This window comes from Paenalcaligenes hominis (assembly GCF_011927625.1).
Classification (GTDB): Bacteria; Pseudomonadota; Gammaproteobacteria; order Burkholderiales; family Burkholderiaceae_B; genus Paenalcaligenes; species Paenalcaligenes hominis.
Window position 1 is genome coordinate 710,960 of sequence record NZ_JAATIZ010000001.1, and the last position, 14,366, is coordinate 725,325.

General features: G+C 48.8%; 15 protein-coding genes. 14 read left to right on the forward strand and 1 reads right to left on the reverse strand.

Annotation, left to right across the window (positions count from 1 at the left end):
• The first annotated feature begins 13 nt into the window (after positions 1-13).
• From pyrH to GGR41_RS03475, 14 genes are read left to right on the forward strand one after another with little or no spacing between them, the layout of a single operon-like run.
• Complete coding sequence (pyrH, locus tag GGR41_RS03410; protein WP_167660640.1) at positions 14-730, forward strand: UMP kinase; 717 nt, start codon at positions 14-16, stop codon at positions 728-730.
• 13 nt (positions 731-743) lie between these two features.
• Positions 744-1,304 carry a ribosome recycling factor gene (gene frr, locus GGR41_RS03415; protein ID WP_077733180.1) on the forward strand — a complete coding sequence of 187 codons (561 nt, stop codon included), beginning with the start codon at positions 744-746 and terminating at the stop codon, positions 1,302-1,304.
• A 19-nt stretch (positions 1,305-1,323) separates the two neighbouring features.
• Positions 1,324-2,070 carry an isoprenyl transferase gene (locus GGR41_RS03420; protein ID WP_167660641.1) on the forward strand — a complete coding sequence of 249 codons (747 nt, stop codon included), beginning with the start codon at positions 1,324-1,326 and terminating at the stop codon, positions 2,068-2,070.
• Between the two features lie 18 nt (positions 2,071-2,088).
• A complete protein-coding gene (locus GGR41_RS03425) occupies positions 2,089-2,952 on the forward strand; it encodes a phosphatidate cytidylyltransferase (protein ID WP_167660642.1) in 864 nt (287 codons plus the stop codon).
• Between the two features lie 24 nt (positions 2,953-2,976).
• The gene (ispC, locus tag GGR41_RS03430; RefSeq protein ID WP_167660643.1) at positions 2,977-4,182 is read left to right on the forward strand and encodes a 1-deoxy-D-xylulose-5-phosphate reductoisomerase; all 1,206 of its coding nucleotides are present in this window, start codon (positions 2,977-2,979) and stop codon (positions 4,180-4,182) included.
• A gap of 3 nt (positions 4,183-4,185) precedes the next feature.
• Entirely contained in the window at positions 4,186-5,517 is a 1,332-nt protein-coding gene (gene rseP, locus GGR41_RS03435) for an RIP metalloprotease RseP (RefSeq protein WP_167660644.1), read from the forward strand.
• Between the two features lie 50 nt (positions 5,518-5,567).
• Positions 5,568-7,907 carry an outer membrane protein assembly factor BamA gene (gene bamA, locus GGR41_RS03440; protein WP_167660645.1) on the forward strand — a complete coding sequence of 780 codons (2,340 nt, stop codon included), beginning with the start codon at positions 5,568-5,570 and terminating at the stop codon, positions 7,905-7,907.
• 44 nt (positions 7,908-7,951) lie between these two features.
• Positions 7,952-8,503, forward strand: coding sequence for an OmpH/Skp family outer membrane protein (locus GGR41_RS03445; RefSeq protein ID WP_077733178.1), 552 nt, complete (start codon positions 7,952-7,954; stop codon positions 8,501-8,503).
• Positions 8,504-8,506: 3 nt separating this feature from the next.
• On the forward strand, positions 8,507-9,607 hold the full coding sequence (lpxD, locus tag GGR41_RS03450) for a UDP-3-O-(3-hydroxymyristoyl)glucosamine N-acyltransferase (protein WP_167660646.1): 1,101 nt from the start codon (positions 8,507-8,509) through the stop codon (positions 9,605-9,607).
• A gap of 2 nt (positions 9,608-9,609) precedes the next feature.
• The gene (fabZ, locus tag GGR41_RS03455) at positions 9,610-10,062 is read left to right on the forward strand and encodes a 3-hydroxyacyl-ACP dehydratase FabZ (protein WP_077733177.1); all 453 of its coding nucleotides are present in this window, start codon (positions 9,610-9,612) and stop codon (positions 10,060-10,062) included.
• A gap of 3 nt (positions 10,063-10,065) precedes the next feature.
• Entirely contained in the window at positions 10,066-10,854 is a 789-nt protein-coding gene (gene lpxA, locus GGR41_RS03460) for an acyl-ACP--UDP-N-acetylglucosamine O-acyltransferase (protein WP_167660647.1), read from the forward strand.
• Positions 10,851-12,029: a lipid-A-disaccharide synthase gene (gene lpxB / locus GGR41_RS03465; protein ID WP_229711149.1), complete on the forward strand. Its 1,179-nt coding sequence runs from the start codon at positions 10,851-10,853 to the stop codon at positions 12,027-12,029. Before lpxA ends, lpxB begins: the two co-directional genes overlap by 4 nt.
• Positions 12,022-12,624 carry a ribonuclease HII gene (gene rnhB, locus GGR41_RS03470; protein ID WP_167660648.1) on the forward strand — a complete coding sequence of 201 codons (603 nt, stop codon included), beginning with the start codon at positions 12,022-12,024 and terminating at the stop codon, positions 12,622-12,624. The genes lpxB and rnhB overlap by 8 nt, the downstream gene beginning before the upstream one ends.
• Entirely contained in the window at positions 12,624-13,412 is a 789-nt protein-coding gene (locus GGR41_RS03475) for a TrmH family RNA methyltransferase (RefSeq protein WP_167660649.1), read from the forward strand. The genes rnhB and GGR41_RS03475 overlap by 1 nt, the downstream gene beginning before the upstream one ends.
• On the opposite strand, the gene ppsR is transcribed toward GGR41_RS03475, so the two are convergent.
• A complete protein-coding gene (gene ppsR, locus GGR41_RS03480; protein WP_077733175.1) occupies positions 13,409-14,242 on the reverse strand; it encodes a posphoenolpyruvate synthetase regulatory kinase/phosphorylase PpsR in 834 nt (277 codons plus the stop codon). The genes GGR41_RS03475 and ppsR overlap by 4 nt on opposite strands.
• Between the last annotated feature and the right edge of the window lie 124 nt (positions 14,243-14,366).

Consider the following 14,366-nt stretch of genomic DNA (forward strand, 5'->3'; position numbering starts at 1 on the left):
CGGAAAATTAGACATGAACACCCCCTTGTATAAGCGCGTTTTGCTTAAATTGTCTGGCGAAGCGCTAATGGGCGATGACGCCTTTGGAATTAACCGCGCAACCATCATGCGCATGACTGAAGAAATCTCCGAAGTCGCTAATCTTGGTGTTCAAGTTGCCATCGTGATTGGTGGTGGCAATATCTTCCGTGGCATCGCGCCCGGCGCCCAAGGCATGGATCGTGCCACAGCCGATTACATGGGTATGATGGCTACCGTAATGAACTCGCTTGCTTTACAAGATGCCTTAAAAAATCGTGGCTTGGACGCTCGAGTCCAGTCGGCTCTAAATATCGAGCAAGTGGTAGAACCGTATATCCGCCCTAAAGCGTTGCGTTATCTCGAAGAAGGCAAAGTGGTGATCTTTGCTGCGGGTACAGGCAATCCTTTCTTTACTACGGATACCGCCGCTGCATTGCGTGGTGCTGAAATGGGAGCAGAGATTGTGTTAAAGGCGACCAAGGTTGATGGCATTTACAGTGCTGATCCAAATAAAGACCCCAGTGCAACACGTTATGCCCGCATCAGCTTTGACGAGGCTATTGTGCGTCGCCTCGAGGTCATGGATGCGACGGCTTTTGCATTGTGTCGCGATCAAAAGCTCCCCATTAAAGTGTTTTCTATTAATAAGCTCGGTGCGCTCAGTCGCGCAGTGTGCGGTGAAGACGAGGGCACATTAGTGCACGTTTAATATAGGAATAGTTATGAGTCTTTCAGAGATTAAAGCATCAGTGGATGATCGAATGAAAAAGTCGATCGAAGCCTTAGTGACGAGTTTGTCCAAAATCCGTACTGGCCGTGCTACACCTGGTATTTTGGATCATGTCAGCGTAGAGTACTACGGCTCAGACGTTCCACTTAGTCAAGTGGCAAACATTACCGTGGCCGACGCTCGTACCCTTAGTGTTCAGGTCTGGGAAAAACACATGGCACCTATCGTCGATAAGGCCATCCGCGATTCCGATTTAGGCTTAAACCCTATTCTTATGGGCGAAAATATTCGTGTCCCTATGCCTGCTTTGACCGAAGAGCGCCGTCGTGACTTAACGCGCTTAGTGCGTGCCGAAGGCGAAGACTCCAAAGTGGCTGTGCGTAATTTACGCCGCGATGCGAATGAATCTTCCAAGCGTTTACTTAAAGATAAAGAAATTTCCGAAGACGAGGACCGCCGTTTTCAGGACGACATTCAACGTTTAACAGATAAATTTGTCGCAGAAATTGACAAATTAATTGCTGAAAAAGAAGCAGAGGTTATGACGGTTTAATACCGTCTGGATGGCGGCGATGCAGCTTAGTTCTACTCAGACTATACCCGAAACCAGCGGCGTTCCTCGCCATCTAGCAATTATTATGGATGGCAATGGGCGTTGGGCTACCCGACGCCTGTTGCCACGTACTGCAGGCCACATGAAAGGCGTACAAACCGTGCGCCGTATTGTTGAAAGTTGTGGTCAAGCAGGTGTGAAATACCTAACCCTTTTTGCTTTTAGTTCAGAAAACTGGCGCCGTCCCGAAGACGAGGTGTCTTTACTCATGCGCTTGTTTGTCCAGGCCCTTGAAAAAGAAGTCCACAAGTTACAAAAAAAAGGGGTGCGTTTGCGTGTGATCGGCGACTTAAGCCGTTTTGATGATCAGTTACGGCAGCTCATTCACGAAGCCGAGGCCAAAACCGCTCAAAACGATCATTTGCACCTCACCATTGCGGCGAACTACGGCGGGCGTTGGGATATTCTCAATGCAACCAAGCAGTTACTTCAAGATCAGCCCGAGCTCGCTCACAATCCTGCCGCAATCGAAGAACAGACCTTTGCGCCCTATTTATCCATGGCTTTTGCCCCCGAGCCCGATCTGTTTATCCGTACGGGCGGTGAACAACGTCTTTCCAACTTTCTAATGTGGCAATTGGCGTATACTGAGCTATATTTTACCGAGGTCTATTGGCCAGACTTTGGCTCAGATCACTTACAGGCTGCTTTTGACTGGTACGCTCAACGCGAGCGTCGTTTTGGTCGCACCAGTGCGCAGCTTTAATGCTTACTTAGGTTTTATATGTTAAGACAACGCGTGATTACAGCCGTCATTTTGATTGCGCTGTTGGTAGGCGCTATCTTTGCTCCCACCCCTTGGTTGCTCGTGCTGATTTTATGCTTAATGGCCAGTTGCGCCCTATGGGAGTGGTTGCGACTTAGTTATAGTCAGCAATCTTGGCTTCCCGCCGTAGCCGCTGTTGCGTTCGGTCTCTGCACTCTTGTGTTGGCACAGCAACGCATAGCAGATCCTAGCCTAACCCTGATTCAGAAAAATCCGCTTGTCTTAATTAGTCCTGCCGTTATTGCGTATTGGATACTTGGGGTGGGGTTAATGTTAGTGCTCGCACAAACCCAGCAGCGACAAAACCGGTTAGGCTTATCTTTGTTTGGTGTACTTAGCCTTGCTGTTGCTTGGTTGGCGTTAGTGGATATGTGGTTGTACCGCGGTGCTTGGTATTTGTTATCCATGATGGCGATGGTGTGGGTGGCAGATATCGCCGCCTATTTTACGGGCAAAGCATTCGGGAAACGAAAACTAGCACCCAAAGTGAGCCCGGGCAAAACGTGGGCCGGTGTCGGTGGGGCTGTGGTGGGGGGCATTCTCTGGATCTTTATCAGTGCGTTGTGGCCCGGCTCTTTTGGTGCTGAACTCATTCATAATTGGTCATGGTTTGGCGCTGCCGTACTGGCTGTATTTTTGACGTTCTTCTCTATCGCAGGCGATTTATTCGAGTCTTTACTAAAGCGTCGCGCTGGGGTAAAAGATTCCAGTCAACTTTTGCCAGGTCATGGTGGGGTTTTAGATCGCATTGATGCGTTGATTCCAGTCGCTCCGCTAGCTGCTTTTGTGGCAGGGCCGTGGCTGCAGGCACTCTTAAAATAAGCCCTCAATGACGTACTTTTTTTCATGATTCAATCTGTTTGCATACTCGGCTCAACTGGGTCCATAGGTCAGAGCACCTTAGATGTAATAGCTCGTCATCCCGATAAGATGAGCGTGTACGCGTTGACAGCCTTTAGTCGTATGACTGAGCTAGCTCAACAAGCTTTCGCCTGTCAGGCCGCTGTGGTTGTGGTTCCCGACTGTGCCGCACGCAAGCAGTTCGAGCAGGCCTGGCATTATTCGGCTCCCTGTCCTGAGATTCGCCAAGGTAAAGAAGGCTTAATCAGCGTGGCCACAGATACCGCCGTGACGACCGTGATGGCAGCAATTGTTGGTGCGGCCTGTCTAGAGCCTGCATTAGCGGCAGCACAGGCTGGAAAACGTATTTTACTGGCCAATAAAGAGTCGTTGGTTGCTGCGGGCCATATTTTTATGCAAGCAGTACGTGATCATGGCGCAGTTCTGCTTCCCATTGATAGCGAACATAATGCCATGTATCAGTGTTTGCCTACCGAGGCTCAAATTAGTGCTCCGTTAGCGCCTTATAAAACCATCGAGCGTTTGATTCTTACCGCTTCGGGTGGGCCTTTTCGTGAAGTTGACCCCGCCTTGTTAGCTAACGTTACCCCTGATCAAGCATGCAACCACCCTAATTGGTCGATGGGGCGTAAGATTTCAGTGGACTCCGCAACAATGCTAAATAAAGGGCTAGAGGTGATTGAAGCCCACTGGCTTTTTGCGATGCCTGCTGATCGTATTCAGGTCATGATTCACCCACAAAGCGTTGTGCATTCCATGGTGGAATATACCGATGGGTCGGTGTTAGCGCAGCTTGGGCAACCTGATATGCGTACACCTATTGCTTATGGTCTGGCTTATCCAGATCGAATTGCAAGCGGCGTAGGGATGATGGATCTCTTGCAATTGGGGCGGTTAGATTTTACGCCTCCTGATTTTGCGCGTTTTCCTTGTTTAAAATTGGCTTTTGATGCGTTAAATAGTTCGCAAGCAGCCTGTATTGCTTTAAATGCAGCCAATGAAGTGGCCGTGGACTTTTTCTTAAACGAGAAAATTCGCTATACCGCCATTGCTTCTATTATTGAACACACTATGGAACAAGTTGAAAAACACAGCCATGACTTGGCTTCTATTGAGGCGGTGCTTGCCCTAGATGCGCAATCGCGGCAGGTGGCCACGTCCTACGCCCATTCTTTATTTTTTGTGCATTAATTTATGGTAGTCACTCTGCTTGCGTTTGCTGTTGCTATAGGCGTGTTAATGATGGTGCACGAGCTAGGCCACTACTTAGTGGCTCGCTATTACGGTGTCCATGTCGAGCGGTTTTCTTTAGGTATAGGAAAAGTTCTTTTTAAGCGCACTGATAAAAATGGGTGCGAATGGGCCGTATCGGCTTTACCCATTGGCGCGTATGTCATGATGCGCAATCAAACTTCAGAGCACGCCTCCGAGGAATACAAAGCCACCACTTTTGATGCGAAGACGTTGGGCCAACGGGCTGCCATCACCGTCGCAGGCCCTTTAGCGAATTTATTATTAGCTGCGGTACTGTATGCCTTAATTGGCGTGGTGGGTACAAACGAGCCCGCCCCATTATTAGGGCCTCCTTCAGCCAATACACCTGCTGCTCAGGCTGGGGTCACCGCAGGGGATCGCGTACTTGCCGTCAACCAAACGCCTATTCAGTCTTGGTCACAACTGCGTTGGCAGTTGATGGACACGGTACAAACAGGAGGCGAGGTTCAGCTAACAGTTACGGACCAATTTGGTACGCCAGCTGAGCGCTACTTACAATTAGTACCGTCTTCTTTAAGCCCAGAGCTAGATCCATTGTTAGCAACTGGGTTAAGCTTGGCAACGCCTTCCCCCAAGATCCGTGACCTGGTTGAGGGCTCGGCTGCGGCGCAAGCTGGCTTGCAGGCCAATGATTTGCTCATTGCGCTAAATGGCCAACCTATTGTGAATGCAGCGTATTTTGTTGAACAGATAAAAAGCCAAGCCAATCAAACCATAACACTAGAGGTTGAACGCCAAGGTCAACGGCTTGAGTTGCCCGTACAGGTTGCTTCCCATGAAGACCGACAAGGACAGGTCGTAGGGCGTATTGGTATTATGTTGGGTGCTGACATTGAAATGGTTACAGTGCGTTATGGCCCTATAGCTAGCATTCAACAAGGCTTAAGTCGGACTGCTGACACCTTTTGGCTTTCTTTAAAGATGGTAGGGCGCATGATCACGGGCGATGTATCCGTGAAAAACATCAGTGGGCCAGTGTCTATTGCTGATTATGCCGGGCAGACCGCGCGTATTGGGTTAAGTGCCTATTTGCATTTTCTAGCGCTAATTAGTATTAGTATTGGTTTACTTAATCTTTTGCCTATACCTATGTTAGACGGGGGGCATTTGCTGTATTATGCCATCGAAGCAGTAACTGGACGGCCAGTCTCTGATGGGGTAAAACTCATAGGGCAGCGTATTGGGCTAAGTCTCTTGGCTGCGCTTACGTTTTTGGCATTTTTTAATGACTTTAATCGGTTATTAAACTAAGCTCATGTCTTATAATATTCATTTCTTTGATTACGCAGGGACTACAAAGGATGTCATTTAGTCGAAAAAAACCATTTGCTTTGCGTGCTGTGTCGGCTGCCTTAGCCGCTATGCTTGCGCCATTAGTCCATGCTTTCACGCCGTTTGTGATCCAGGATATCCAAGTCAATGGTGTTCAACGTGTTGACCCCGGTGCTGTATTTGGGTTTTTGCCTGTAAAAGTAGGTGAGACCTTCGACGAGGGTAAAGCCAGCGAGGCCGTACAGCGCTTGTATTCCAGTGGTTTCTTCAACGATGTAAAAATCGATGTGGAAAACAACGTGTTGGTCATCACCGTCCAAGAGCGTCCCACTATTGCTTCCATCACCTTCAATGGTATGCGAGAGTTCAACGATAAAAACATCACCCAAGCGCTATCCCAGGTCGGTTTTAGCGAGGGGCGTGTTTTTGATCGTTCTATGCTTGAACGTGCGGAATTCGAGCTTAAACAGCAGTACCTCACCAAGGGCAAGTATGGCGTTGAAATTAGCCCAATTATTACGCCTTTACCTCGTAACCGCGTGGGTATCAGCTTTGATGTGTTCGAGGGCGATTTAGCGAAAATCAAAGAAATTAATATTGTGGGCAATCACAATATCAAAACCAGCACGTTGCTTAGTGAAATGCAGCTGACGACGTCCGGTATGATGACGTGGTACACCGGTACCAATAAATATGCGCGCGAAAAACTCGAGGGCGATATTGAGCGTATTCGTTCCTACTATTTAGACCGAGGCTATCTTGAAGTCCAAATCGAGCCGCCCCAAGTCTCTATTTCCCCTGATCGCAAAGATATTTTTATTACATTGACGATTGACGAGGGTAATCAATATACCCTAACAGACGTAAAACTAGCGGGTGATTTATTAGGCCTGCAAGACCAGCTCGAGCCACTCATTGCGGTTAAAGCCGATCAAGTGTTTTCTGCAGAGAAAACCAATCAAACCGTCGAGGCAATCACCAATTACCTAGGTAGCTTGGGTTATGCTTTTGCTAATATCAACCCAAACCCAGTATTAGATCGTGATGCCAAAACCGCAGATTTAACGTTCTATATTGACCCAGGTCGTCGTGTTTATGTGCGTCGTATCGAGGTAGGTGGAAACGTACGCACGCGTGATGAAGTGGTGCGTCGTGAAATGCGTCAACAAGAAGCCGCTTGGTACGATGCAGGCAGTATCAGCGAATCCCGCGATCGTGTCGATCGCTTAGGGTATTTCAACGAAGTAGACGTCAGCACAGAACCGGTTCCCGGGACGATTGATCAGGTTGATGTAAAAGTCGACGTCAAGGAAAAACCTACCGGTATGATTAACCTTGGGGTGGGCTATGGGTCTACTGATAAGGTTATGTTGTCCGGTGGCATTAGCCAAGACAACATTTTTGGTAGTGGCAATAGTTTGTCATTGCAGGTCAACACCAGCAAGTCTAATCGTACCGCTGTGTTAGCACATACCGACCCTTACTGGACCAAAGACGGCATTAGCAAAACCACCTCATTGTACTATCGTCGTACCACACCCTATGACAACAACAGCTCTGATGGTGACTACGAGGTAACCGCGATTGGTACAGGCTTGAACTTTGGTGTCCCTATTTCCGAGAACGATCGGATTTACATGGGCGCTAGCTACGAGTACAACCGCCTTGATCGCATGGATCCGCTACGTACTCCTATTGCTTACCAAGACTTCGTAAAAGAGTTTGGCAAAAGCACGAACGCCGTAATTTTTAACCTGGGTTGGGAAAAAGATACCCGCGATAGTGCGATTGCGCCGACTAAAGGTAGTTTTACTCGTCTGTCTGGCGACTTCTCCACCTTAGATTTACGCTATTACTTACTTAGCGCACAACAACAATACTATTTACCGTTGGGCTCCAATTACACGTTGGCATTAAATGGCTTAGTTGACTGGGGTAAATCGTACGGTGGTCGTAGCTACCCAGTCATTAAAACTGTCTACGCTGGTGGTATAGGTACAGTACGCGGTTACGAAGGGGCTTCGTTAGGTCCGCGTGATACGCTTACCGGCGACTATCTAGGTGGTTCACGTCGCGTCGTGGGAACCGCTCAGCTTTACTTGCCTTTCCCTGGTGCAACGCGAGATCGAACCCTACGCTGGTTTGTATTTGGTGATGTGGGTCGTGTCGATAATACCAGTGGTGGATGCAGTGCGGGGCGTGCTAACGAGCGCGTATCCGATGCGTGTGGTTGGCGGTATGCTGCGGGTGTAGGTTTCTCGTGGCAGTCTCCACTCGGGCCACTCGAGCTGTCTTATGGCCGAGCATTAAACGCCAAAGCGGGCGACGACAAACAAGCCTTCCAGTTCCAAATTGGTGCTGGGTTCTAGTCATACTTATTATTTTTGCAGCATTTTTCGCAAGGTGGATTTTCATGAAGTCTAAATTCGCATTAACACTTACCCGCATGGCCCACAATTTGGGTCGTAGCAATCGTGCATTACTTTTGGCTGCTACATTAGGTGTGACCATGGCCGCTACACCGGTAGTTCAAGCACAAGTTAAAATTGGTTTTGTCAGTACCGAGCGTATTTTGCGTGATTCACAACCTGCTAAAGCCGCCCAAGCAAAGATCGATTCAGAATTCAAGCGTCGTGATGACGAGTTGCAAAACCTCACCAACAAATTGCGTTCTGAAGCCCAAAAATTTGATAAAGATGCACCAGCCTTATCCGAAGCCGAGCGCATCAAACGTCAGCGTCAGTTAGCTGATTTGGACTCCGACCTTCAACGCAAACGTCGCGAGTTCCAAGAAGACTTTAATCGTCGTCGTAACGAAGAGTTTTCTACCATTGTGGATAAAGCCGATGCCGCCATTCAAAAAATCGCTGAAACGCAAGGCTATGATTTAATTATCCAAGATGCCGTTACCGTTAGCCCACGCGTCGACATTACCGATGAGGTTTTAAAAGCGCTAGGTGGTTAATTCATGCCTGTGTTACTAGAGGCCGCTCAGGCTCCCACATTGGCCGAGCTATTGCTCTTTTTAAAACAGCAGGGCATGGAAGCACAGTTGGTGGATCAGGCAGCGGCAAAGCTGCCAATCCAAGGAATGGGCTCACTAGAGCATGCCACCCCCCAAGAAATCAGCTTCCTGTCCAACCCTCAGTTGCAGCATCAACTCAAGACGTGTAATGCAGCGGCTGTGATTATGGCTCCTGACGTTTACCAGCAACTTCCTGCCCAGCCACAGTTTGCCGTGGTGTTATTTGATCAACCCTATTTGCTCTATGCCTTATTGGCACAATGGTTTGATCAATCGCGTCTTGATGCCTTGCCTCAAGGCATCCACCCCAGTGCGGTGGTGGATCCAAGCGCACAAATTGGCGCAGGGGTAAGCATAGGGCCATTTTGTGTCATTGATGCGCATGCTCAAATTGGTGACGGCTCTCGACTCGGGGCAGGGAGTGTGGTGGGATCGCATAGCCAAATCGGCAAACACGCTCTGATTCACCCTCGGGTTACGCTCTATCACCAAATTATCGTTGGGGATCGCGCCATTATCCATTCAGGTGCTGTTATCGGTGCCGATGGGTTCGGCTTTGCGCCACATCCCCAAGGTGGGTGGGCTAAAATTGCTCAATTAGGTAGTGTGCATATTGGCGATGACGTAGAAATCGGTGCCAATACCACCATTGATCGTGGTGCTTTAGATAACACCATTGTCGGCAATGGCGTCAAACTCGATAATCAAATTATGCTCGGCCACAATGTGCATGTAGGGGATCACACCGCTATTGCTGCCTGTGTAGGGGTAGCAGGGTCTACCCATATTGGTGCGCGTTGCATTATTGGCGGTGCAGCCATGATTTCTGGTCATTTACATATTGCAGATGACGTACAGATATCAGGCGGTACTGCGGTCACGGCCTCCATCAAGAAAACGGGTCGTTATAGTGGGGTATATCCCTTTGCTGAGCATAAACAATGGCAATACAACGCCGCTGTGATTTCACAGCTTTCTCAATTACGTAAACGCCTACGCTCACTCGAGCGTGACGTTGAATCACCCAACACTAAGCAGGAATAAGCATGGAACTCGATATACAACAAATCATGGAACGCTTGCCGCATCGCTATCCGATGTTGTTAGTCGATCGTGTGATTGAAATGGAACCCGGAAAAAGCATCGTGGCATTAAAAAATGTCAGTATGAATGAGCCTTTCTTTACTGGGCACTTTCCACACCATCCCGTTATGCCAGGTGTACTCATTATCGAGGCCATGGCGCAAGCAGCCGCTTTGTTTTCATTTGAAGACGATGCTGATATTGATCCTGCTAGCCAAAAAATCGCGTATTACTTAGTTGGCGTAGACGGAGCCCGTTTCCGTAAACCCGTGGTGCCAGGCGATCAGTTGCGCCTAGAGGTGGTGGCAGACCGCATTAGCCGAGCATTATGTAAATACACTGCTAAAGCATTGGTCGATGGTCAAGTGGTGGCTGAAGCCAAACTCATGTGTGCAATTCGTATTTTGGATAAATAATCAATGAGTCTTATCCATCCTACTGCCTTAATCGCTGATGGCGCCGTGTTGGCGGATGACGTAGAGGTGGGGGCTTATAGTGTTATTGGGCCGCACGTCTCAGTGGGTGCGGGCACTAAAATCGGACCTCACTGTGTGATTGATGGGCACACTACGATTGGTAAAGCAAACCATTTTTACCGCTTTTGTTCCATTGGCGGCATGCCCCAAGACAAAAAATATGCCGGTGAGCCCACCCGTTTGGAAATAGGCGATGGCAATATGGTGCGGGAATACGTCACCATTAACACGGGCACTATCCAAGATGTCGGCGTAACACGCGTTGGGAATGACAATTGGATTATGGCGTATGTGCACATAGCTCATGATTGTCAGATAGGTAGTCACACGATTATTGCGAACAACGTGCAATTAGCTGGCCATATTCAAATTGGTGACTGGGCAGTATTAGGGGGCTCTTCTGCGTTTCATCAGTTTGTGCGTATTGGCGCCCATGCAATGGTAGGGGGAACAAGCTCTGTACGACAGGATATTCCACCATACGTGATCGGGGCAGGCGACCCGTTTAGACCCAGTGGCGTCAATAGCGAAGGTTTAAAGCGTCGTGGCGCTGGCGAAGGCACTGTGCGAGCCATCAAAGAAGCCTACAAATTACTGTATCGTCGTCAGTTAACAGTAGAGCAAGCCATACAGCAAATGCCAGAGTTAGCGCATAACGAGGTAGAGTTAGCTGCCATTCATGTGCTGACTGAATTTCTGGCATTGTCACAGCGTGGTATTGTACGTCCATGAAGCAAATAGCCATGGTAGCAGGCGAGCCCTCTGGCGACTTGCTAGCCAGTCGCATCATGTCGGGCATTCAAGCTCAAGAGCCCACCGCCCATTTTACTGGCATTGGTGGGCCTCAAATGGTGCAGCGAGGTTTTGAGTCAAGGTATCCCATGGATACCTTGAGCATTTTTGGCTATGCCGATGCAATCAAAACGCTTCCTTCACTATTGCAGACATTCTACGGCAGCTTAAATTATTGGAAAAAAAATAAACCCGATGTGTTTGTAGGGATTGATGCGCCTGATTTTAATTTGCGTATGGAGTCGCGTTTACGACCTTTAGGCATTCCCACTGTACAGTTTGTGGGGCCATCAATTTGGGCGTGGCGCTATGAACGCATTCATAAAATTCGCCAAGCCGTCTCTCATATGCTGGTGTTGTTTCCGTTCGAGGTGCCTTTATATGAAAAGGAAGGGGTGCCTGTCACGTGTGTGGGTCATCCCTTAGCGCAAAACATTCCATTGCAGCCAGATCAAGCTGCAGCACGACAACGTTTGGGTTTAAACACAGAGGGGCCAGTATTAGCCGTTTTGCCTGGCAGCCGACGCAGTGAGGTTCAGCTGCTCAGTCCACGATTCTTACAGGCCGTCCAGATATTGCAACGTCAGCACCCCGAGTTAGTTGTTGTCGTACCCATGGTCAATGCGCAGCGCCGTGCCGAATTCGATGCGATTTTGCAGCAATACCCGATTAAGCATTTACATGTGCTTGACCAGCCTCATCTTTCTCAACAAGATAGGCCCATCGCTTGGGAAGCCATGGAGGCCGCTGATGCTTTATTAGTAGCTAGCGGTACTGCCACCTTAGAGGCCATGCTGTTCAAGCGTCCTATGGTCATTTCCTATGTGTTGACGCCATTAATGAAAAAACTCATGGCATGGCAATCGGGACAAAGTCGGCCGTTAACGGATTGGGTAGGCTTGCCAAACATACTTGCTCAAGATTTTGTGGTGCCTGAGCTATTACAAGACGAGGCGACGCCTGAAAAATTAGCACAAGCCGCCCAGCGCGCGTTGTTTGATAGCGTTTGGTCCCAGCACGTTGCGCAACGTTTTTTGACGCTTCACCACAGCCTACGCTTAGATACGCCACGCATTGCCGCGGCTAAAATCCTAGAGGTGGCCCGTCATGGTTGATTTGGAGCTATTACTTCAGCAACATCGCTGCGTAGCGGGGGTAGACGAGGCGGGTCGTGGGCCCTTAGCTGGACCTGTATTTGCGGCTGCCGTTATTTTAGATCCAGAGCGACCGCTTCCAGAGTTAATGGATTCCAAAAAGCTCAGTGCAAAAAAACGTGATGCATTGGCCTTACAAATTAAAGAACACGCCTTAGCTTGGTGTATTGCGAGTGCGAATACCGAAGAAATTGATCGGCTCAATATTTTGCAAGCCACCCTGTTAGCCATGCATCGCGCCTGTGCGCAATTGGCTTTAAGCCCCGAGTTGATTTTAATTGATGGTAATCGGGTGCCTACCGATTTGCTCGCTCCAGCACGGGCAGTAATTAAAGGCGATGACCTTATCCCTGCTATTTCAGCGGCTTCTATTCTTGCAAAAACAGCCCGCGATGCGGCGTGCATGGTGATGCATGAACACTATCCCCATTATGGATTCGATCAACATAAAGGCTATGGCACCAAGCTGCACAAAGAGCGCTTATTGCATTATGGCCCTTGCCCCGAGCATCGTCGCAGTTTTGCGCCGGTACGGGATTTAGTCCAAGCAAAATAATGCGTCTTATTCAATCTAAAGAAAATCCTCAATACAAACAATTAGTGCGTATTAGCCAAGGTAAAAAAGCGGAAGGTCAGTTGTTTGTCTGGCTCGAGGGCATTCACCTGAGTCAAGCTTGGCTCGATGCGGGCTACGAGGTGGTGTTGGCGGCATTTGATGCAGAGCGACTCACTCAGCAGCATGAACTCCAACAGCTTGCACAACGTTTAGATGAACGTATCTGTATGAGTTTGACGCCATCCCTGATGCGAGCACTGTCTTCTGTAGAACAAGGCCAAGGCATTGGGCTGGTCGTGCAAGCCCCGCCTACGATCGCAACTCAAGCCATTACGCAAAGCTGCGTGTATTTAGATCGGATTCAAGACCCCGGCAATGTAGGCACGTTGTTGCGCACGATGGCTGCAGCGGGGATCAACCGCGCTTTTTTGTCGCCCGGTTGCGCCTGGGCCTGGTCACAAAAAGTATTGCGTAGCGCACAAGGGGCGCATTTTGCTATGCAAGTCCATGAGCAGATTGAACGTGCTCAGTTCATACAATTAGCGCAGATTCCTATCTATGCTACGGCTTTAGAGCACGCAGAACCTTTGTACCGCCTAGACTTAGCACAGCCAATTGCGTGGGTATTTGGCAATGAGGGGCAAGGGGTTCATACTGAATTACTCGAGCAAGCCCAACAGCGCGTTTTTATTCCTCAGGTTGAGCAGGTGGAATCCTTAAATGTAGCGGCCGCTGCTGCTGTGTGCTTGTTTGAGCAGCGGCGCCAATTGCATTGGGTGCGCGTCTAGTAGATGCGTTTATTTAAGCCCACTTCATCAAGAATTTTGGTGGAAATTTCTTCGATGGAGCGTGTGGTGGTAGATAACCATGGAATATTTTCTAAACGCATTAAGCGCTCGGCTTCGGCCACCTCGTTAATACACTGCTTTAGCGAGGCATAGGTACTATTAGGGCGGCGTTCATGGCGTACCTCGGCTAGGCGATCGGGATGAATAGAAAGCCCAAAGAGTTTTTTTCTGTAAGGCACAAGCGATAAAGGTAAAGCACCACGCTCAAAGTCATCGGGAATCAAAGGGTAATTCGCTGCTTTCACCCCATATTGCATGGCTAAATATAAACTTGTTGGCGTTTTGCCACAACGAGAAACCCCAACCAAGATTACATCCGCTTGTTCTAGACCATTAATGAGTTGGCCATCATCGTGCGCTAAACTGAAATTAATGGCCTCGATGCGATTACTGTATTGCTTGGACATTACATTGCTGTGTGAGCGACCCACAGACCGATCGGCTTTAGTGCCTAGTGCGCGTTCGATGTGGCGCACAAAGCTGCCAAATAAATCCATAAAAATACAATTGGCCGAACCAATCGTGCGCGCCATTTTAGGGTCCACCAAGGTGCTAAAGACCAATGGTTTTTCTCCTGTTTCCTCAAAGCAACGGTTGATGCGTACAGTCACATCTTGGGCTTTTTCAATGGTGTCGATGAACGGCACCCGCACAGCTTGGAACTCAAACTCTTGAAACTGTGATAAAACCGAATGGCTGAAGGTTTCAGCGGTAATCCCCGTGCTGTCAGAAACCACGAACACAGTACGGTTAATTGGCGATGTAGTCATATTTAATAGCACACTCTAGGTCGATAAACGGTACAATCGCAAAGAGTAACAACCATTGGGGCGCTAAGCAAGGCAGGTTTGCCTAATACAGTTAGCTAAATGTATTACACAAACTTGCTTTTTA